Annotated in this window: 22 protein-coding genes; 12 read left to right on the top strand and 10 right to left on the bottom strand. The window is 44.9% G+C overall.

Annotated elements, in window-relative coordinates:
- The first annotated feature begins 15 nt into the window (after positions 1-15).
- Together TOLA_RS09290 and TOLA_RS09285 are read left to right on the top strand one after the other, a co-directional pair.
- The gene (locus tag TOLA_RS09290) at positions 16-1,434 is read left to right on the top strand and encodes an L-fucose/L-arabinose isomerase family protein (protein ID WP_015878909.1); all 1,419 of its coding nucleotides are present in this window, start codon (positions 16-18) and stop codon (positions 1,432-1,434) included.
- An 89-nt stretch (positions 1,435-1,523) separates the two neighbouring features.
- Positions 1,524-1,970 carry an RbsD/FucU family protein gene (locus TOLA_RS09285; RefSeq protein ID WP_015878908.1) on the top strand — a complete coding sequence of 149 codons (447 nt, stop codon included), beginning with the start codon at positions 1,524-1,526 and terminating at the stop codon, positions 1,968-1,970.
- A 55-nt stretch (positions 1,971-2,025) separates the two neighbouring features.
- Here the strand turns inward: TOLA_RS09285 and ribBA are convergent, their stop codons facing one another.
- A complete protein-coding gene (gene ribBA, locus TOLA_RS09280; protein ID WP_015878907.1) occupies positions 2,026-3,117 on the bottom strand; it encodes a bifunctional 3,4-dihydroxy-2-butanone-4-phosphate synthase/GTP cyclohydrolase II in 1,092 nt (363 codons plus the stop codon).
- 145 nt (positions 3,118-3,262) lie between these two features.
- On the opposite strand from ribBA, the gene TOLA_RS09275 reads away from it, so the two are divergent.
- The 5 genes from TOLA_RS09275 (at position 3,263) to TOLA_RS09255 (ending at position 8,456) form a co-directional block, all read left to right on the top strand.
- Positions 3,263-4,210 (top strand): sugar-binding transcriptional regulator, encoded by a 948-nt coding sequence (locus TOLA_RS09275; RefSeq protein ID WP_015878906.1) that lies wholly within the window; start codon positions 3,263-3,265, stop codon positions 4,208-4,210.
- A gap of 21 nt (positions 4,211-4,231) precedes the next feature.
- Positions 4,232-4,876, top strand: a complete 645-nt coding sequence (locus TOLA_RS09270; protein ID WP_015878905.1) for a class I SAM-dependent methyltransferase — start codon at positions 4,232-4,234, stop codon at positions 4,874-4,876.
- A gap of 181 nt (positions 4,877-5,057) precedes the next feature.
- The gene (gene norV, locus TOLA_RS09265) at positions 5,058-6,473 is read left to right on the top strand and encodes an anaerobic nitric oxide reductase flavorubredoxin (RefSeq protein WP_015878904.1); all 1,416 of its coding nucleotides are present in this window, start codon (positions 5,058-5,060) and stop codon (positions 6,471-6,473) included.
- A 13-nt stretch (positions 6,474-6,486) separates the two neighbouring features.
- Positions 6,487-7,632 (top strand): NADH:flavorubredoxin reductase NorW, encoded by a 1,146-nt coding sequence (gene norW / locus TOLA_RS09260; protein ID WP_015878903.1) that lies wholly within the window; start codon positions 6,487-6,489, stop codon positions 7,630-7,632.
- A gap of 80 nt (positions 7,633-7,712) precedes the next feature.
- Positions 7,713-8,456, top strand: coding sequence for a ferredoxin--NADP(+) reductase (locus tag TOLA_RS09255; protein ID WP_015878902.1), 744 nt, complete (start codon positions 7,713-7,715; stop codon positions 8,454-8,456).
- A gap of 4 nt (positions 8,457-8,460) precedes the next feature.
- Here the strand turns inward: TOLA_RS09255 and TOLA_RS09250 are convergent, their stop codons facing one another.
- Positions 8,461-8,925 carry an Rrf2 family transcriptional regulator gene (locus TOLA_RS09250; protein WP_015878901.1) on the bottom strand — a complete coding sequence of 155 codons (465 nt, stop codon included), beginning with the start codon at positions 8,923-8,925 and terminating at the stop codon, positions 8,461-8,463.
- A gap of 167 nt (positions 8,926-9,092) precedes the next feature.
- On the opposite strand from TOLA_RS09250, the gene TOLA_RS09245 reads away from it, so the two are divergent.
- Complete coding sequence (locus TOLA_RS09245; RefSeq protein ID WP_015878900.1) at positions 9,093-9,440, top strand: hypothetical protein; 348 nt, start codon at positions 9,093-9,095, stop codon at positions 9,438-9,440.
- Between the two features lie 4 nt (positions 9,441-9,444).
- Here TOLA_RS09245 and TOLA_RS09240 read toward each other — a convergent pair whose 3' ends face one another.
- From TOLA_RS09240 to TOLA_RS17085, 4 genes are all read right to left on the bottom strand, one after another.
- Positions 9,445-9,876, bottom strand: a complete 432-nt coding sequence (locus TOLA_RS09240) for a YqaA family protein (RefSeq protein WP_015878899.1) — start codon at positions 9,874-9,876, stop codon at positions 9,445-9,447.
- Between the two features lie 122 nt (positions 9,877-9,998).
- The gene (locus TOLA_RS09235; protein WP_015878898.1) at positions 9,999-10,313 is read right to left on the bottom strand and encodes a helix-turn-helix domain-containing protein; all 315 of its coding nucleotides are present in this window, start codon (positions 10,311-10,313) and stop codon (positions 9,999-10,001) included.
- Positions 10,300-10,632 carry a type II toxin-antitoxin system RelE/ParE family toxin gene (locus TOLA_RS09230; protein ID WP_015878897.1) on the bottom strand — a complete coding sequence of 111 codons (333 nt, stop codon included), beginning with the start codon at positions 10,630-10,632 and terminating at the stop codon, positions 10,300-10,302. The genes TOLA_RS09235 and TOLA_RS09230 overlap by 14 nt, the downstream gene beginning before the upstream one ends.
- Positions 10,633-10,638: 6 nt before the next feature.
- Positions 10,639-10,785: a PAAR domain-containing protein gene (locus tag TOLA_RS17085; protein WP_148210440.1), complete on the bottom strand. Its 147-nt coding sequence runs from the start codon at positions 10,783-10,785 to the stop codon at positions 10,639-10,641.
- Between the two features lie 398 nt (positions 10,786-11,183).
- Here TOLA_RS17085 and TOLA_RS09225 point away from each other — a divergent pair, with 398 nt between their 5' ends.
- Positions 11,184-11,492 carry a copper-binding protein gene (locus tag TOLA_RS09225; RefSeq protein WP_015878896.1) on the top strand — a complete coding sequence of 103 codons (309 nt, stop codon included), beginning with the start codon at positions 11,184-11,186 and terminating at the stop codon, positions 11,490-11,492.
- 431 nt (positions 11,493-11,923) lie between these two features.
- Here TOLA_RS09225 and TOLA_RS09220 read toward each other — a convergent pair whose 3' ends face one another.
- The gene (locus TOLA_RS09220; RefSeq protein ID WP_015878895.1) at positions 11,924-12,562 is read right to left on the bottom strand and encodes an NAD(P)H-dependent oxidoreductase; all 639 of its coding nucleotides are present in this window, start codon (positions 12,560-12,562) and stop codon (positions 11,924-11,926) included.
- 158 nt (positions 12,563-12,720) lie between these two features.
- Here TOLA_RS09220 and TOLA_RS09215 point away from each other — a divergent pair, with 158 nt between their 5' ends.
- Together TOLA_RS09215 and TOLA_RS09210 are read left to right on the top strand one after the other, a co-directional pair.
- Positions 12,721-12,999 carry a type II toxin-antitoxin system RelB/DinJ family antitoxin gene (locus TOLA_RS09215; RefSeq protein ID WP_015878894.1) on the top strand — a complete coding sequence of 93 codons (279 nt, stop codon included), beginning with the start codon at positions 12,721-12,723 and terminating at the stop codon, positions 12,997-12,999.
- Between the two features lie 3 nt (positions 13,000-13,002).
- The gene (locus TOLA_RS09210; protein WP_015878893.1) at positions 13,003-13,281 is read left to right on the top strand and encodes a type II toxin-antitoxin system RelE/ParE family toxin; all 279 of its coding nucleotides are present in this window, start codon (positions 13,003-13,005) and stop codon (positions 13,279-13,281) included.
- A 154-nt stretch (positions 13,282-13,435) separates the two neighbouring features.
- On the opposite strand, the gene TOLA_RS09205 is transcribed toward TOLA_RS09210, so the two are convergent.
- From TOLA_RS09205 to TOLA_RS09195, 3 genes are all read right to left on the bottom strand, one after another.
- On the bottom strand, positions 13,436-14,017 hold the full coding sequence (locus TOLA_RS09205) for an AbiU2 domain-containing protein (protein WP_041609505.1): 582 nt from the start codon (positions 14,015-14,017) through the stop codon (positions 13,436-13,438).
- Positions 14,018-14,130: 113 nt separating this feature from the next.
- Positions 14,131-14,859 carry a HEPN domain-containing protein gene (locus TOLA_RS09200; RefSeq protein WP_015878891.1) on the bottom strand — a complete coding sequence of 243 codons (729 nt, stop codon included), beginning with the start codon at positions 14,857-14,859 and terminating at the stop codon, positions 14,131-14,133.
- A gap of 117 nt (positions 14,860-14,976) precedes the next feature.
- Complete coding sequence (locus TOLA_RS09195; protein ID WP_015878890.1) at positions 14,977-15,636, bottom strand: PIN domain-containing protein; 660 nt, start codon at positions 15,634-15,636, stop codon at positions 14,977-14,979.
- A gap of 448 nt (positions 15,637-16,084) precedes the next feature.
- Here TOLA_RS09195 and TOLA_RS09190 point away from each other — a divergent pair, with 448 nt between their 5' ends.
- The gene (locus tag TOLA_RS09190) at positions 16,085-18,118 is read left to right on the top strand and encodes a glycoside hydrolase family 3 protein (protein ID WP_015878889.1); all 2,034 of its coding nucleotides are present in this window, start codon (positions 16,085-16,087) and stop codon (positions 18,116-18,118) included.
- Positions 18,119-18,254 lie beyond the last annotated feature (136 nt).

Here is an 18,254-nt window from a genome sequence, read left to right as displayed (position 1 = left end):
TGAAGGAAAATTGAAATGACTAAAACTACCGATAAAGTAACAGTAGCAGTGTTGTTTGGTAACCGTGGTTTCTTCCCTAGTTATTTGGTGGGTGATGCTCGCCGTGAAGCCAGTGCCATTTTCGAAACAATGGGTATTAACACTGTTATGCTCACCGAAGAGCAAACCGCTTATGGTGGGGTAGAAACTTATCAGGATGCAAAAGTTGCTGCTGAATTATTAAAAAAACATCGTGAAGAAATTCAGGGTGTAGTTGTTCTGTTACCTAACTTCGGGGATGAAAAAGCGATTGCTGATGCAATCCGTCTGGCAGGTATCACTGTGCCTGTACTGATTCAGGCGGAAGAAGACTCTCTGGACAAGATGGGCCTGGCGACACGTCGCGACAGTTTCTGCGGTAAAATTTCACTGTGTAATAACCTGCGTCAATACGGTATCCCTTATACCCTGACCACTCAGCATGTTTGTGGGCTGAACAGTGATGTGTTCAAAAAAGATCTGGGGCGTTTCACCCAGCTGTGTCGTGTTGTCAGCGCTATGCGTGGTTGCCGCGTTGGTGCTATTGGCGCGCGTCCGGCCAGTTTTAACACTGTGCGTTACAGTGAAAAATTGCTGGAAAGAATGGGCGTTACTGTTGAAACCATCGATCTGTCAGAAATATTTACCCGTGTTGACAATCTGAAAGATGATGACTTGCGCATTGATGAGAAGCTGGCATTACTGAAAGCAAATGCTGATACCGGCGCGATCCCGGCAGATAAGCTGCAACTGATGGCAAAACTGTTTGTCGTCATCAGTCAGTGGATCATTGAAAACGATATCAATACCACGGCGATTCAATGCTGGACTTCTCTGCAAAAAACGCTGGGTATCAACGTTTGCTCTATCATGAGTGTCATGTCAGGCCAGCTGATGCCAAGCGCTTGTGAAGTGGATGTTATGGGTGCCTTATCCATGTACGCCCTGACTGTTACCTCGCAAAAACCAGCTTCTATTGCTGACTGGAATAACAACTTTGGTGATGACCGCGATAAATGCGTACTGTTCCATTGCGGTAACTTTGCAACTGAAGAGTTGGAAAATCCGGTTATGGGAACCGCTGACATCATCGGTACCACCGTTGGTTGTGAAAATACCTGTGGCGCGATTCATGGTCGTATGAAAGCGGGTCCGTTGACTTACTTCCGTCTCTCTACCGACGATTTTACCGGCAAGGTAAAAGCCTATGTCGGGGAAGGTAAATTTGTGGATGACAGACTTGATACTGTTGGCTGCCGTGCGGTTGTTCAGGTCCCAGGGCTGGAAGATCTACTTTCCCACATCTGCAATAACGGCTTTGAACATCACGTAGCGCTGAACCATTCAGCCAGTGCTGCCGTGTTAAACGAAGCATTCACCAAATATTTAGGCGTTGAGTGTTATTACCACAAATAAAATCCACTGTTAGCAAACCCAATATGGAAAAGGCACGGCTGAATGTCCGTGCCTTAAATAATTCTCTGAATTTTATCTGAGGAAACAACATGTTGAAGAACATCCCGCCATTTATGGATGCTGAGTTGTTGTGGATATTGGCAGCTATGGGACATGGTGATGAATTGGCCGTGGTTGATCGTAATTTCCCTGCAAGATCAATCGCAAATGAAACTACATCTGGCAAACTTGTGAGTTTGGGTGGGATGGACGCGCCAACCTGCATCAGCGGCATTCTGGAATTGATGCCTCTTGATAACTTTGTGCCCACACCGGTAGGGTGGATGGATCCGGTCGATCAGCCTGGGACAATCCTGTCAGTGCATCATGACGTATTGGCTGCCTGCAAGAAAGCTGAAAACGCTGAAGTAGGGCACTATGTTATTGAACGTTTTGATTATTACGCAGCAGCCAAAAAATGCTTTGCTGTCGTGCAAACCAGCGAGAATCGGCCTTATGGATGCTTTATTCTCAAGAAGGGTGTTGTTTTTGATTGATTGCAAGTAATGGTAAAAACAAAAGGAGCAGTTTGCTCCTTTTTTATTGGAACTGTTATTCACAAACATATTCAACAACTTCAAGACCGAATCCGGAAAGTGCATGATATTTCTGTGTGTTAGATGAAATTAAGCGCATTTTGGTGACGCCTAAATTGTGCAGGATCTGCGATCCGATCCCGATATCACGGGATTTCCCTTTATTTATATTTTGAGTTGCTGGCGCCTTAGTCAGTTCAGTAATTTTCTGCGCCAGATATTCAGGTGTTTCTGCTTTGCTGATGATGACCATTACACCACCTGATGCAGCAATCGTTTTCATGGCTTCAGTAATCGTCCAGCGACTATCCTGCACATGCAGAATGTCTTTAAACGTATCGCGGGTATGCACGCGGACAAGAACTGGTTTTGACGGTGTAATTTCACCTTTGCATAACGCATAGTGCAACTGGTTATCAATGTGATCTTTGTAAGTAACCAGGTCAAACTCACCAAATTCTGTTTGCAGCTTATTCTCTGCTACTTTTTCGATGATCGTTTCGTTAGCAATACGGTATTCAATCAAATCAGCAATTGTACCCAGCTTAATACCATGTTCTTGCGCAAAGATTTCCAGCTGTGGGCGACGGGCCATTGTGCCGTCTTCATTCAGGATCTCTACGATGGCACAGGCTGGTTCTAAGCCTGCCAGTCTGGCCAGATCACAACCTGCTTCGGTATGTCCGGCACGAACCAGCACACCGCCATCTTTTGCCATAACAGGAAAGATGTGGCCCGGGGATACGATATCAGAAGGAATCGCTTTCGGTGCTGTTGCCGCTTTGATCGTCATGGCACGGTCATAAGCGGAGATGCCGGTTTCGATGCCATCGGCTGCTTCAATAGAGACTGTAAAATTAGTGCCATACTGTTCGGTGTTATTCTTCACCATCAGTGGCAGCTTCAATTGTTCGCAACGATCCCGGGTCAGGGTAAGACAGATCAGTCCTCGGCCATGCATTGCCATAAAATTCACAATTTCAGGTGTAATTTTTTCGGCAGCAATCAGGATGTCGCCTTCATTTTCGCGATCTTCATCGTCCATCAGGATAACCATTTTGCCCTGACGAATATCCTCAATAATTTCTTTTGTGCTACTTAATGCCATCTCTTCACCTCTGCTCTGATATTGAAAATTACCTGCATAGAATGTGGCATCAACTATAACATCAAAAGAGCTAAGTTCTATCTATTCGATGCTGAATAAAAATGCTATGATTTTTTATATCAATAATTTTTGATGGGTTATTCCGATGTCAAAGCGTGATGAACAAAGACAATTAGTGAAAATTGCAACGCTGTATTATGTCGACAGATTAAAGCAATCTGATATAGCGAAGACGATGGATCTGTCTCAGTCATTTGTATCGCGGGCTTTGACCCGGTGTGTAAATGAAGGCTTCGTAAAGATCAGTGTAATTCAACCTTCTCATGTCTTTCTGGGGTTAGAGTCTCAGTTACAGAAGCGCTATAACATCACACAGGCAATTGTCGTTGATGTGCCAGATAATCCGGATGAGAGCCAGATTAAACAGGCTATTGGATCCGCTGCTGCCCATTATTTACAAACATCATTGCGGCCAAATGATTTAGTCGGTGTGTCTGCCTGGAGCGGCACGATCACCGCCATGGTGGATAATATGCATCCACTAAATGTGAAGGCCCGGGGCGTTATCCAGTTGCTGGGCGGTGTTGGTCCGAATGGTAACGTGCAGGCCACTTTGTTAACGCATTCTCTTGCGAATATGCTGAACTGTTCACCGTCTTTACTTCCGTCACAGAGTATTGAGCGTTCTATTGACGATAAAAAGCGTTTAATGGCCGCGCAGGAAGTATCAGAGGTTGTTGATCAATTCAAAGAGGTCGATCTGGCCATTGTCGGTATTGGCATGCTGGAACCTTCTGAATTATTGCGAAGTTCAGGAAATTATTATCATGGAGAAATGCTGGGCAAACTTGCTCAGCGAGGTGCTGTTGGCGACATATGTTTGCACTACTATAACGAAAATGGTGAGCCGGTATTAAGTGATGAAGAAGATCCGGTTATCGGTATGCCGCTTGATCTGGTTAAAAAGTGCCCACGTGTTGTCGCATTGGCTGGTAGCCTCGAAAAAAGTGTGGCGATCAAAGGTGCATTAATCGGTGGTTATGTAGATGTATTAATTACCGATCGATTTACAGCCGAGGCACTTCTCCGTTAATTCAAGAGAGCTGATAGGTGTATGCCTAAGACCAAATCCTTTGATGAACACAGTCATGAATATGACCAATGGTTTGATGAGCATTCTGAAATATATGAAGCCGAGTTAGCCATTATTCGCGAGTTTATGCGTTCTTATTCAGGGAATGGGTTAGAAGTTGGTATTGGTACAGGACGGTTTGCAATCCCGCTTGGTATTACAACCGGAATAGAACCTTCAGCTGCGATGGCTGCCATAGCTGCAAAATCTGGCATTTCTGTTTTTTCTGCAATCGCAGAGCAACTACCATTTGAAGACAATCAGTTTGATTTAGTGCTGATGGTTACCGTGATCTGTTTTCTGGATGATGTCTTGCAGGCATTCAAAGAGGCATACAGAGTATTGAAACCTGGCGGTTATATTCTGGTCGGTTTTATTGATAAAGAGAGCGTTCTTGGCCGGCAATATATGGAAAAACGTGAGAAAAGTCTGTTTTATCAGGACGCTGTTTTTTACTCCGCACCAGAGGTTTTATCTTTTCTCCGGCAGGCTGGATTCAGTTCTGTAATGTCAAAGCAAACGCTTATTCCTGCATCGCCGAATGACACAATTCTGGATGGCTATGGCCAGGGTGCTTTTGTAGTCATGCAAGGTATTAAGGATAAGAATACCAACACGATAGTTTAACCTTCTAACCAATTCCCTTCTGAATTCGCATAACTGTTGCCCGTTTCCGCCATTTCCCCGATTGCATGCCCGCATAGATACGAGACAAAAAATCTCTCAAACATAACTTGCATTTGAAATGCATATTAAACTAAGATGCAAACACTGCATATGAGATGCACATTATGTTGAGGATGAAATCATGACACTGCACGTTAAGAACAATATCTACTGGGTTGGCAAACAGGATTGGGAACTGCGCGAATTTCACGGCAGTGAGTACTCCACGCACAAGGGTTCCAGCTATAACAGCTATCTGATCAAAGAAGAGAAGATCGCGTTGATTGATACCGTGTGGAGTCCGTATGCCGATGAGTTTGTGACGAATCTGGCGAATGAAATTCCGCTGGAGAAAATCGACTACATCATTGCCAACCATGCAGAAATTGATCATAGCGGTGCACTGCCAGCATTACTGGCGAAAATTCCGGGTACACCGATTTACTGTACGGCGAATGGCGTTAAATCGCTGAAGGGTCACTATCACCAGGACTGGAATTTTCAGGTTGTAAAAACTGGCGACACGCTGGATCTGGGTAACGGTAAAAAGCTGGTGTTTGTTGAAGCGCCAATGCTGCATTGGCCTGACAGCATGATGACGTACATGACCGAAGATGCCGTGTTATTCAGTAACGATGCGTTCGGTCAGCACTATGCCAGCGATCAGCTGTATAACGATCTGGTTGATCAAAATGAACTGCATAATGAATGCATCAAATATTACGCCAACATCCTGACGCCGTTCAGCAAGCTGGTTACGCAGAAAATTCATGAAGTGCTGTCATTCAATCTGCCACTGGACATGATCTGTACCTCGCACGGCATCATCTGGCGTGATAATCCGGCGCAGATTGTCGAACAGTATCTGAAATGGGCCGATTCCTATCAGGAAAATCAGATCACACTGGTTTACGACACCATGTGGGAAAGTACCCGCAAAATGTCCGAAGCGATCGCATCCGGTATTCGTAAAGCTGACCCGACAGTGACAATTAAACAATTCAATCTGGCGAATTCAGACAAGAACGATGTGTTAACGCAGGTATTTAAATCAAAAGCGATTTTGATCGGTTCACCGACTATTAATAACGTCATGCTGCCGCAGGTAGCTGCCTTGCTGGAAGAGATCCAGGGTCTGCGTTTTACCGGTAAGACTGCCGCTGCATTTGGTAGCCATGGCTGGAATGGTGGTGCGGTGAATCGTATTACTCAGCGTTTGAAAGAGTGCGGTTTTAATACACTGGAAGGCACCAAAGTAGAGTGGCGTCCGACGCAGGAAGCGCTGCAGGAATGCGAAGCCTACGGTAAAAATCTGGTGGCGCAATTGGGCGGTGTATCAGCTGATGATGCTAAACAAACGACTGTCGCGACTGAACTTCCGTCCATGGTTTGCCGTACCTGTTCATGGGTTTACGATCCGGAAACCGGGGAGCCAAATCAGGGCGTAGAAGCCGGCACTGCCTGGGAAAATGTCGCGGAAAGTTTCCTCTGCCCGGTTTGCTTTATGGGCAAAGATGACTTTGTGCCGGTGGCAGACGCTGCTGCCAAAGCCGCGTAAGAAGGAGACAACCATGGGCGCACATCATCCGGTTGTCATCGTGGGGAGTGGTTATGCAGGTCTGCAACTGGCCCGGCAATATCGCCAGCTTGCACCCTCAGCTCCTCTGGTTATCGTCTGCGCGGATGACGGCGCAGACTATGCCAAACCACAGCTTAGTCATGTCGTCAGCAAACGACAGACCGCCGCTGATTTGATCCGCAAATCAGCCAGAGAACTGGCGCAGGAGCTGAAAGCACTAATTCTGACTGAGCAGACGGTGATAGCCATAGATACAGCGCGGCAAACCATCCAGCTGCAGGAACGGGAATTACCTTACCGTGATCTGGTTCTGGCAGTCGGTGCCGAGGCCTGGATCCCGCCGGTCAGTGGTAATGCGGCCAATGAAATTATTACCCTGAACAGTCTGCAGGAATACCGGCAGCATCAGGACAAGCTGGCGATCAGCCAACGCATTTTATTGATTGGTGCCGGTTTGATCGGCTGTGAACTGGCGAATGATTTTCTGCTGGCGGGGAAACAGGTGACCGTTTGTGATCCGGCAGACAGCTTGCTGAATGCATTACTGCCGGGGTTTGCCAGCGAAAAACTGCACACTGTATTGCGGGCGGCGGGCTGTCAGTTTGAATTGCTGAACACCGTGACATCGGTCGAAAAAGTGGCTGATGGTGTGCGGGCAACATTCCGTGATGGCAAATCAATTATTGTCGACAGCATCGTTTGTGCCGCCGGATTACGTCCGCGGATCGCCGTGGCTAAAGCGGCGGAACTGACGGTAAATCGCGGCATTGTGGTGAACGATTATCTGATGACCAGCGATCCACATATTTATGCGTTAGGGGATTGTGCGGAAATCGGCGGCCGGTTACTGCCTTACCTGCAACCGATCACCGTCAGTGCACAGGCGTTGGCAAAAACCCTGGCCGGAGCACCAACGGCGATTCGCTGGCCGGTGATGCCGGTCAATGTCAAAACGACCAGTTATCCGCTTCAGTTAGCCGGTGATGTCCGGAGCGACGATCTGATCTGGCAGCTGGATGAGGACGGAAATGGATTGACCGCTCAGGCATTGCAGCAGGATAAAACCGTGGGTTTTGTCACCGCAGGGCAACACATTAGTCGTAGTATGAATTTGATCAAGCAGTTAAAGGAAAGTTAGCCATACTTTACTAAATGAATTTCAGATTGAGCTGCATTTAACCGCAGCAGCTTTTTATTTCGGAAGGATAAGGAGCGCACATGACAGACTGGGTAAACGGGAAAGTGTATGAAGTCATTCAGTGGAGTGACAAGCTCTTTTCCCTCAAAATCAAAGCTGATCTGGCCCCGTATGCTGCGGGGCAGTTCGGCAAACTTTCCCTGATCATCAACGGCGAACGGGTCAGCCGGGCCTATTCTTTTGTGAATGCGCCGAAGGCTGATCAGCATGAGTTTTATCTGATCAAAATTCCTGAAGGCCGTCTGTCGCCTTATCTGTTTAATCTGCAGCCCGGCGATGAAATACAGCTATCACATCAGGCCAGCGGCTTTATGACTTTAGCGGAAGTACCGGAAGGCCGTGATCTCTGGATGATGGCAACCGGCACCGCCATCGGGCCATTTTTGTCCATTCTCTCGGAAAGAAAGGTCTTTCAGCGATTTGAAAATATCGTACTGGTGCATGGCGTTCGTGAACGCAATGATCTGACTTATCAGGAACTGATTCACACGATCAAGACTCAGCAGCCTCTGCAGTTCCGCTATATTCCGGTTGTCAGCCGGGAAGATTGCACTGATCTGCTGCGCGGCCGGATTCCGGCATTACTCGATCATGGCCTGCTGGAAGAAGCTGCGGAACTGGTGCTTTCACCAGATTATTCCCAGACCATGATTTGCGGCAATCCGGCAATGGTGAAAGACACGTTACAGGCATTGCAGCAAAAAGGACTGAAAAAGAATCTGCGCCGGGAGCCCGGGCAGATCACGATGGAAAATTACTGGTGAGGCGTTAATCTGCCTTTTTTATGGGAACAGGAATCGCATCAACGTCGATCTGCAGTATCGCAATGATCTGATCGGCGTTGTTAACCAGATCCGACAGCGTAAATTCATCCATCGCCGCCAGAAAAGCCTCCATCCCGACTTTCAGCGCATTCGTCAACCGGCAGACAGGCACCAGCTTACAGCCGGGAGAACCACAATCCACGCCATTCAGATTGCTTTCCAAATCGCGGATCACCTGTCCGATGCGGATATCGCGTGGTAAACGGGCGAGGGTGATCCCACCGTTTTTACCACGAACAGAACTGAGATAACCAAGACTAACCAGCTGAACGACCACTTTCACCATATGGTTACGCGAGATGTCATAGTAGTTGCTGATCTCGACTACGCTGCTGCGGGCACCGGGCGACAAACAAGCCATGAACATCAGGGTGCGCAGACCATAATCAGTATAGGTGGTTAGTTTCATTTAGTTCGCTCATCAGAATAACATCCAAAATATATCACAACCCGGCCTGCTGCGGCGCTGCTTCAACAGAAAATAGATATTTCTAATGCATATTTGATAGATATCAATAACAGAATGTTAACAAATGGCAAAAATGCGTTAACAAAACAACATCAGGAGACGTTGCGATGTCTGTTAACGAGGTAAACCCATTTCAGGCGGAATGGAGTGCCAAAGGCCATACGATGTGTCTCGGCTTCTGGCAAATCAGTTTTAATGATCAGGAACTCGCGTTACCGGAGTCAGTCAAGGTGAAAGATATGGGCACCTTCGGTAATTTCAGTTACCTGTTTGAGGATGACCCGGATTGGGAAGAGGGGCTTAAAGAAGACGAGTGGATTGTTGATAACATCGACTGGCTGAGCCAGTGTTTTATCGACAATGACATTCCGGTAGAAGAAGAATTTTTCCGCTGGTTTTATCAGGCCGTGAATATAGCCGACTGGCGCTGCAGCTCATGTGGTGGGTGCATTTGATAGCCTAATACAACGTTATCCCGGCCAGCACCAGGTATCGCGAGACTTTAGCAACCGTCACCAGCAGCAGAAACGGCACAAAAGGCTCGCGTAATACACCCGCGATCACGGTGAGGGGATCACCGATGATCGGCACCCAGCTCAGTAACAGCGACCACTTGCCGTATTTCTGATACCAGCGGCTGGCTTTGTCCAGCTGGTCTGGCTTTACCGGAAACCAGCGACGGTGCTGGAAATGCTGCAGATATTTGCCTAAATACCAGTTCACTAATGAACCCAGCACATTCCCTGTGCTGGCGACAGCCAGTAACAACCAGACCGGATGTGTCTCACTCAGCAACAAGCCAACTAATACCGCTTCTGATTGCAGCGGCAAGATGGAAGCGGAAAGCAGGGCAACAAAAAATAACCCCGCATAAACCGATAACTCTATCATTCCATGGTCAGCCATTAGTTATTGATAACGGTAAACATTATCTGTGGCTCTCTACCTGATAATCAATAACAGCCCTGACTTTTAATCAGGCGACTACACAGTGAGCGTACGATAAACTTGATTTAGAGCTCAGCGATGTGAGCTAAGATTTCAGGATGGCGTTGAACTAATTTCAGTAATGTGACTGCCTGGCCATTTGGTGCACTACGGCCTTGTTCCCAATTTTCCAGCGTTCTTGATGATGTATGGAGTAGGCGAGCGAATACGCCGCGAGACATATGAAATCGTTCTCGGATATTCACGATCTCATCAGGAGATATGTTGAGTTCACTAACATTAGTGAACTGATGAGTCTTCAGCGTTAGCTTGCCCTCAGAATGTTCTTTAGCTTCCACTAGAGCCGAGCTTAATTCAGCAAACAAATCACGATTGCTCATTGCGCCATGCCTCCATAAACGCTTTTAACTGTTTCTTTTGATCTGCGGTTAAGTCAGACATTTCATTTTTACTGTAAATCGTCAATAAGTAGAAACGCTGCAAATCATCGAGAAAGTAGTAGATAACACGTGAACCGCCGCGTTTGCCCTTATCTTTACCTGCGACTCGAATTTTCCGCAAACCACCAGTACCTTGGATCACCTCGCCTTTCTTGGGATCAGACATAAGCTCTGCTTGGAAAAGGCTGAACTCATCGTCAGTCAAATACGACTCACGGTACTTTTCAAAAATGGTTGATTCAACAAAGATACTTTTCATAGATAACTATACGTGATATGCGTATAGATGGCAAACTTGTTCAGCAGGGACCCCATTAATAATGACATCCGGTGAGCCCGATGTTACCGCATTTACAGAATGGCCTGTTTTAGGACAGGTGTGAGCATCTCCCACTCTTGAAATAGAAGGCATCAAATAATCTCCGAAATGAAAAGCTGACCTTAGCATTTTTCATTTGGAGCTAAGAATGTAAAAAATAACAGCTTGGGGGGCGGTTGCTGAGCATCCCAGAGGTATCAATAATCACAACTCTGATACTTAGAAATGAGCCATCGTGGATATGAGATATTTGCATAACCTACTGTTTTAGTATGGCAATTTTATCTGGATTGCTCGCATTACGATCAAAATTCAAAAAAGTTCACTTTCGATTGTTCCATTTTTAGACATAGTCAATTCAACAATGCGTGATTTATCTCCAGGCATTGCGGAAGTATTCTTGCTCCAACGAAACGTGATGCGTTTCACAAAAGCAAAAAATAAATCCAGCGCAGGCTGGTTCTGAACTGAATCTATGTGGAGTAGAAAACATGAAAAATACAATCGTACGTTTTGCAGCAGTCGCGGCTTTATCACTGGCAGCTTTCTCATCACAAGCAAGCGTGAACACCTATATGGCACATGGCTCTGTGGTTGCGGTTGATGCAGCCGCACAGGAAATCACTGTGCAACAAAATGCAGTCACTGAACTGGGCTGGCCAGCACGCACTTTCACGTATACCGCTGCAGGTAGCAATGTACTGAAAGATATCGCTGTCGGCCAGACTGTTGATGTTAAATTCACATCAACCAACTCATTCAATGCCGATGCGCGCTTTGTAACACCGGTTAGCCAATAATAGGCGACGCATGATTAAAAGAGAGGGGTATTGAAATACCCCTTTTTTATGCTTTAAATCCTGCCTTTTTGGGGTAAAAGTTAGTGTGCATTTATTCATCAGCGAATAACGCCGATATCGCTGAATGCGCTTTCAAACCCACTGATTTTACACTCCACTTTCCCCCATAACCTGGGGGCTTTTTAATTTCACTCATTCGATAACTAACACAATGAATGCCAGAGTATCAGTGTGATACTTTTAAAACTACAACGCCTAGAATTATCAATAATGCACCCATGCATCTCATTAAATTGGCTATTCAATGAATTTACAGATGTACTTTTAAATGCAACGCTATAAATAATATAAAAACCATCGGACGATGCCTAAATATCAGTTCACCAGTGAACCGAGCACATTCCCTGTGCTGGCGTTATATCATGAAGTAACTACTTCATTTCAATTACAAAATTTTCTTTTGCACGTCGTACTTTCTTCAGATCAACCAGCCAGTCGCCTTCAGTGGCACGATATCCGAGAGGAAGCAGTATGACTGAGCGTAAACCAAGTTTGCTGAGCCCTAATATGTCGTCAACCTTTGCAGGATCAAATCCTTCCATTGGCGTACAGTCAACTTTAACTTCGGCGGCAGCTATGAGCGCTGTTCCTAAACCAATGTACGCTTGTCGTGCAGCATGCTGGTAGTTAGTTTCTGCATCCCGCCTGGTGTAGTTACTAAGGATCATCTTGCGATAATTTTCCCAATCTTCATTGATGAAACCCCGTTCTTCATTTACCAGATCAAACATCATATTGATCCGCTCTGCCGTGTAGTTATCCCATGCGGCAAAAACAAGTAAATGAGAGCAATCGGTGATTTGACTTTGTCCCCAGGCGTGAGGCTGAATTTGTGCCTTTAATTCCGGATTAGTAACAACAATAACCTGATAGGGTTGAAGGCCGCTGGAGCTTGCTGTCAGGCGGATAGCCTCCAGAATGAAATCAACTTTTTCTTCTGAGACCGAGTGTGATGCGTCCATTTTCTTGGCAGCATAACGCCATTCTAAGTTTTTCAATAAATTAGTCATTTCTTCTCCGTTATTTGCAGTTGTATCACTGATTTTGCAATAAATCACATTATCGTGACGGTGTTGCTACTTGCCTTGATAACAGCGCACCGCAGTTGTTGGGTACTATACGCTGTGCTAACATTTGTGTGACAATAATGGTCGAGAGGTAACAGTACATGGATACCAGAATTCAATTTCGTATTGATGAAGAAACGAAACATCTGGCACAGCTTATGGCTGAAAGCCAGGGGCGTACATTAAGTGATGCCTGCCGTCAGTTAACAGAACAACTCGCTGACGAACAAAGAAAAATCATGGCACACGATGCATGGCTAACAGAGCAAGTGAATATGGCGTTTGAAAAACTGGATTCAGGAAACGCTGTGTTTCTAACGCATGAACAAGCTCAAAAACGAATGGCAGAACGTAAAGCAAAAATTCGCAGCAGAGGCTAAGCCATGATTTATTGGGAAGAAGAAGCTCTGAATGATCGGGAAAAAATTTTTGAGTTTCTTTATGAGTTTAACCCTGTTGCAGCCGAAAAGACGGACGAAATAATAGATGCAAAAGTTGAAAATCTGCTGGAGCAGCCCTTGATGGGCGTCAGACGTAGTGGCCTAAGGGGCCGGCTGCTGATCATCCCGGAGGTATCAATGATAGTGTCTTACCGATTTGATGATGCAGATATCTATGTCATGCGAGTGCTTCACCAGAAACAGAAATTCCCGATTCAATAAATATTATTTATTGTTTGCCAGGTGTTTTCTTTTGTCATGTTCACCCGATAAATCGGATACGCGTTGCCACTTTTTTAGGATGTCATTTTCCTCTTCAAGTTCAGCGATGCGTGTCTGAAAAAGTGGGTGAAGACCAAATTCCACACCAATTTTGTTATGAGACGGAACCTTTTTTTAGAGTTTTTAGTAAATTTATTGTTGCGTCACCGAATCTATTATTTAAGCAAACTCTCGTAAAACTTGAGTCATTATTGATGTGATGTTCAATTTTTTGTAACGCAAGTCCTAAGTCAAATAGCAATTTTTTTATCTCATCGGGAATGATGCCATGTTTTTCAAACAAAGCATCGGAGTCAGCATCAATGTCTTTGTGAGCCATTAATTTATTTCTAATAGATATAATGTTGTGTACTAACTTTGAGTGTAACTTGAGATTATTTTCTATGTTATCCTTAAAATGAAGGAAACCATATTCAATCAAAGATTTCTTTAAGTTAGATATACTTGAAGATCGAAGGTCAGAGTCAAATAAATTTCCTATTTCAATGAACATTAACTTGAAGCTCCCACTGTTTGAAGCATCGAAAAAATCAAGATAATCTTGATTGTTCATTGTTTTAAAATAATCAGGTAAAGCTCGGTTTCTTAGAGTAAACCATATCTGATAATGAGCTGTTGCAGCTGTATGGCTATCAATAACTTTGTATAGAATATTACGTAAGCTTTGGTTGTCCATGGATATGTCTTAAGCACATAATTTTAAGTTAACGGACTGCGGCGCGAAGCGGTGCAGTCCAGTGAGCAACGCGCACCACGCTCAGGTATTTGGCTGTCCGCTTGTCGAAAATGTTAGAGCTTATCGGAGAGAAATTTTTCAGTTGCATTAACCAAATTGCATATAAACCGAATGTGTTTTGCCAGCTCGTCGCGAGTTACTGCGTGAGGCATCGGCTGACCGGGTTGTGGTCTAAGCGAACGGTGTGCAATATCACCTCGCTTTTTGGCTATTTTATTAAGCTCAGATTTTGCTTTATTTTGATCAAAGTGGTTCCATACCCATCCACTTGTTACATCAATATCAAAATATTTTTCGAAAAGTGATTTTATTCTGTCGGCACTTGGCGTATGAAATGTTTTGAGATCGTTTTGAAGTGATTTTGTAAAGAAGATCTGCAGTTTACTATTTTTGTTGTTACTACTGGAAATCTTGTTTGCTGCTTCTGTGACTCGGTCTTCTATGTATGTTTCAAGTGCAGCCAATGCCATTATGAGGCTTGCTCTTTTTAGAATTTCGGCATTACTTGGCGGTGGATTTGAATTAATTGAATCAAAATGATCTAAAAGTTCCGTTGCATCCTGGATTGAATATTTAAATGTGTTAAATGACTGTGAATATATTTCTGGTTGTTTTTGTTTGATTGGTTTCTTTTTTTGTTGTGAGATTGGTTCATCCGCATCTTCATATTCGTCTTCGTCGATTAAGTCCCACGGAGCGTATCCACATGCGGCGGCATCAGATATTTCAGCTGCACTGCAGCCACGAGCATTCATTTCGTAAAGAAAGTCCCAATCACTCATAATGTAAACCTTATATTCTAATGTCTAATAAAGGTGGTCGCTGAAGCATCCTAGGTTAAATTTATGTCGTGCTGTTGCGATGAAACCGCACAACTTTAAGTTTTTGTTAAACTTTTATTATTGAAGTGATAGTTCAACAATTTTTTTGTCGTTATAGATGACCTTGTTTTCTTGAAATGCAAGAGCACCTTGTTTAATTAATGAAGACAACACATTGTTTGTGACATCAGGTGTGTCTTTAAACTTGTTTTTAATGCTATTGAGTAAGGTTTCTTTTTTAGCAGGACGATTACTTTTATATGTAACTAAATGTGCACAATAAAGTTTAATCGATGCTGTATCGGTACCTATGACAATTTGTGCTGGTTTATGATCTTCTTTTTTCATGCCTATGCGTTCGGCAGTACGGCTTTGACAACGTAATAAATTAACAACATGATCTAAATCGGCATCATCAGACATGATCACAAAATGAGCGTTATTAGGCATTTGTTGCATCAGCATGCCAGCATAAAAACTAATACCAAAATCAGCTGCATTTTTACCGGTTGTTGTCATTTTAAAGACTTTAAGGCGGTCTGCATTGATTGTGTCATTTAGTGGCATCAACCAATCTAGCGGAATTTTAGCGTTTGAATGTGCATAACAAATTACGACTAGGCTGTATTCATTTAAAATTTTCTGTAATTCATTAATCTGACTCGGGCAATTTTCAAGATCAATTAATAAAATTTTTGTGGTTTTCACAGTATCAACTGTTGATGGTTCTTCTGTCATAGGAGAATTCTCAATCGTAATTTGCATAAGAGTTTAACAATTCACTATCCCGACCTACCCCAGTCTTTACCCAAAATCCCGCACCAAATACGGAAAACCCTCATGCGCTGTCAGCTATATTTTCCGGAGGATATAGCTACCGCAGGGCCACATTTGCGGTCTGGGCGGTGCCTGTCAGGATCTACAGGGATACTCCATACTATTTCCATTTGAACTCAGTTTCAAATGCGGCGCTTGATTTTGGTCAGGTTTCAGGCTGGTTTATTTCGAAAACAGGGGGGATTTTGATTCTTGAAGACCAGAGAGTGAATTTGCAAACCTGTGTCACACAATCACTATCGTGCACCCAAATGTTAAATTTTTGTTTCTGAATGTCAATTCGGGATTTTCATTTTGCCCTAATGTAGCGCGGCTCTATGTCGATAATCTTTGTGTGGGGATGCAATACATGAAAGGAAAATACGTACTTCCTATAGCCGGTTTGACGGGGATAGCGCTGCTATCCGGATGTGGTTCAGACTCCGATTCTGCAAAATACACTCAGCCTGTTCTGGGAACCCGTTCCGTTGCAATAATCACTGACGATGGGTATCAGTTTAAAGACCTTAACCGTGATGGAGAATTGACTCCATATGAAGATTGGCGCCTTAGTGCGGAAGCTCGTGCGACAGATTTAACTTCCAGACTGACGCTGGAGCAAAAAGTGGGCTTGATGCTGCATGGAACATTAACCCTGACATCGGGTCGTGTTGATTCTGCAGCCATGGACGATGTGCTTAAAAAGAGTTTTGTTAATACATTTATCACGCGTATGGCGGGTGATCCGGCATTAATTGCGGCTGATAATAATGCATTACAGGAAACGGCGGAAAGCATTGGATTGGGCATCCCGATGAGTATCAGTACCGATCCCCGTAACCATTTTACCAATGACCCGAATGCCACGAGCGTCAGTGCCGGTGCTTTTTCACAATGGCCGGAAGCTCTGGGTCTGGCGGCAATTAACGATCCGACGCTGGTTGAAGAATTCGGTGACATTGCACGCCAGGAATATCGGGCGGTAGGTATCCAGATCGCGTTATCCCCACAGGCGGATCTGGCGACGGAACCTCGCTGGGGTCGTATCACCGGGACGTTCGGTGAAGATAATCAGGTCTCAAAAAGTCTGGTTCAGGCTTATATCGAAGGCTTCCAGCATGGCAGTGATGGCCTGAAGACGGATAGCGTCGCCACAGTCGTAAAACATTTCTCGGGTGGTGGCCCGCAGAAAGATGGTCTGGATCCGCATAATTCCTACGGTAAAGAGCAGGTCTATCCGGGTAATCAGTTTGCCTATCATCTGGTGCCGTTTGAAGGGGCCTTTAATGCAAAAGTGGCTTCTGTCATGCCTTATTATGGCAAACCGATGGATGTAACTTACAACGGGGAAGAAATAGAACCTGTCGGTTTTGGTTTTAATAAACAGGTGCTTAGCGGTATTTTACGTGGTGATTTCGGCTTTAAAGGCGTCATTCTCAGTGACTGGCTGATTGTGAACGACTGTTATGAAGAATGTGTGGATGGCCTGACCGATGAGCAGGTCGCCGACGGCGTCAGTGCGTGGAGCTTCTTCTATAAATTCGGGATCCCATGGGGTGTTGAAAGCTTAAGTATTGAAAACCGGTATGCTAAAGCGGTCGATGCCGGTATCGACCAGTTCGGTGGTGTCGATGATCCTTCCTATTTGCTGGCTGCGGTTAACGATGGCTTGTTAACTCAGGACAGAATCAGTGAATCGGCAAACCGTGTTTTAGTTCAGAAGTTCCAACAGGGATTATTTGAAAACCCTTATGTGGATGTCGATGCGGCAGTGGCGCTGGTCGGTAACAGTACCTTCCAGGAAAAAGCACAAGCTGCGCAAAGTAAAGCCCATGTTCTGCTGAAGAATGACAGTGCAATACTGCCAATCAGTGATACCGCGAAAAAAGTGTATCTGTATAACGTGAATGCGGAAGTTGCCGCGCAATACGGATTTACGGTGGTAACTGATGTATCACAGGCGGATCTGGCCATTATCCGTACCAATACACCATATGAGACTGATCCTCGTTACCCGTTTGGCAGCGTTCATTTTGGCCAGTTAGGCTATGCGGATGCAGAAAGTGTGGTGCATGACAGTGTTCATCCTGGCGTTTACACCGGCAGTGATGATTATGCTGCCATTAAAGCGGCGAAAGCGGCAGGGGTACCGTCGATTGTCTCTGTCTATCTGGATCGCCCGGCGATTCTGACTGAAATTAAAGATAATGCCGATGTCATTCTGGCCAACTTTGGTGCGCTGGATACGGCGTTCTTTGATGTCCTGACCGGCAAAGTCAAAGCGCAGGGTAAACTGCCATTTGAACTGCCTTCAAGCTGGAGCGCAGTAGAAAATCAGCAATCTGATGTACCGTACGATTCAGCAAACCCGCTGTTTAATTACGGGTTTGGTCTGACCTATTAATTAACTCCTCTTGGTTCCCGTATGTTCCCCTGTATCCAGCAATGGATATAGGGGTTTTTTATATGATTTTGTTGCCTGTGGTAAGGTAAGTGTGTCTATTATTGTCAGGGCAAACCAAAATTTAACTACCTGATAC

The sequence above is a fragment of the Tolumonas auensis DSM 9187 genome (assembly GCF_000023065.1).
Taxonomy (GTDB): domain Bacteria; phylum Pseudomonadota; class Gammaproteobacteria; order Enterobacterales; family Aeromonadaceae; genus Tolumonas; species Tolumonas auensis.
The sequence above is the reverse complement of the archived record's forward strand: the minus strand, read 5'-3'. Positions and strand labels throughout refer to the sequence as shown.

Excerpts from the sequence above, each read along its gene's own strand:
- TOLA_RS09225 (WP_015878896.1), top strand. The coding sequence starts at position 11,184 with ATGAAAAATACAATCGTACGTTTTGCAGCAGTCGCGGCTTTATCACTG.
- ribBA (WP_015878907.1), bottom strand. The coding sequence starts at position 3,117 with ATGGCATTAAGTAGCACAAAAGAAATTATTGAGGATATTCGTCAGGGC.
- TOLA_RS09230 (WP_015878897.1), bottom strand. The coding sequence starts at position 10,632 with ATGAAAAGTATCTTTGTTGAATCAACCATTTTTGAAAAGTACCGTGAG.
- TOLA_RS09215 (WP_015878894.1), top strand. The coding sequence starts at position 12,721 with ATGGATACCAGAATTCAATTTCGTATTGATGAAGAAACGAAACATCTG.
- TOLA_RS09285 (WP_015878908.1), top strand. The coding sequence starts at position 1,524 with ATGTTGAAGAACATCCCGCCATTTATGGATGCTGAGTTGTTGTGGATA.
- TOLA_RS09190 (WP_015878889.1), top strand. The coding sequence starts at position 16,085 with ATGAAAGGAAAATACGTACTTCCTATAGCCGGTTTGACGGGGATAGCG.
- norW (WP_015878903.1), top strand. The coding sequence starts at position 6,487 with ATGGGCGCACATCATCCGGTTGTCATCGTGGGGAGTGGTTATGCAGGT.
- TOLA_RS09250 (WP_015878901.1), bottom strand. The coding sequence starts at position 8,925 with ATGAAACTAACCACCTATACTGATTATGGTCTGCGCACCCTGATGTTC.
- TOLA_RS09220 (WP_015878895.1), bottom strand. The coding sequence starts at position 12,562 with ATGACTAATTTATTGAAAAACTTAGAATGGCGTTATGCTGCCAAGAAA.
- norV (WP_015878904.1), top strand. The coding sequence starts at position 5,058 with ATGACACTGCACGTTAAGAACAATATCTACTGGGTTGGCAAACAGGAT.
- TOLA_RS09245 (WP_015878900.1), top strand. The coding sequence starts at position 9,093 with ATGTCTGTTAACGAGGTAAACCCATTTCAGGCGGAATGGAGTGCCAAA.
- TOLA_RS09270 (WP_015878905.1), top strand. The coding sequence starts at position 4,232 with ATGCCTAAGACCAAATCCTTTGATGAACACAGTCATGAATATGACCAA.
- TOLA_RS09205 (WP_041609505.1), bottom strand. The coding sequence starts at position 14,017 with ATGGACAACCAAAGCTTACGTAATATTCTATACAAAGTTATTGATAGC.
- TOLA_RS09235 (WP_015878898.1), bottom strand. The coding sequence starts at position 10,313 with ATGAGCAATCGTGATTTGTTTGCTGAATTAAGCTCGGCTCTAGTGGAA.
- TOLA_RS09290 (WP_015878909.1), top strand. The coding sequence starts at position 16 with ATGACTAAAACTACCGATAAAGTAACAGTAGCAGTGTTGTTTGGTAAC.
- TOLA_RS09275 (WP_015878906.1), top strand. The coding sequence starts at position 3,263 with ATGTCAAAGCGTGATGAACAAAGACAATTAGTGAAAATTGCAACGCTG.
- TOLA_RS09200 (WP_015878891.1), bottom strand. The coding sequence starts at position 14,859 with ATGAGTGATTGGGACTTTCTTTACGAAATGAATGCTCGTGGCTGCAGT.
- TOLA_RS09240 (WP_015878899.1), bottom strand. The coding sequence starts at position 9,876 with ATGATAGAGTTATCGGTTTATGCGGGGTTATTTTTTGTTGCCCTGCTT.
- TOLA_RS09255 (WP_015878902.1), top strand. The coding sequence starts at position 7,713 with ATGACAGACTGGGTAAACGGGAAAGTGTATGAAGTCATTCAGTGGAGT.
- TOLA_RS09195 (WP_015878890.1), bottom strand. The coding sequence starts at position 15,636 with ATGACAGAAGAACCATCAACAGTTGATACTGTGAAAACCACAAAAATT.
- TOLA_RS09210 (WP_015878893.1), top strand. The coding sequence starts at position 13,003 with ATGATTTATTGGGAAGAAGAAGCTCTGAATGATCGGGAAAAAATTTTT.
- TOLA_RS17085 (WP_148210440.1), bottom strand. The coding sequence starts at position 10,785 with ATGCCTTCTATTTCAAGAGTGGGAGATGCTCACACCTGTCCTAAAACA.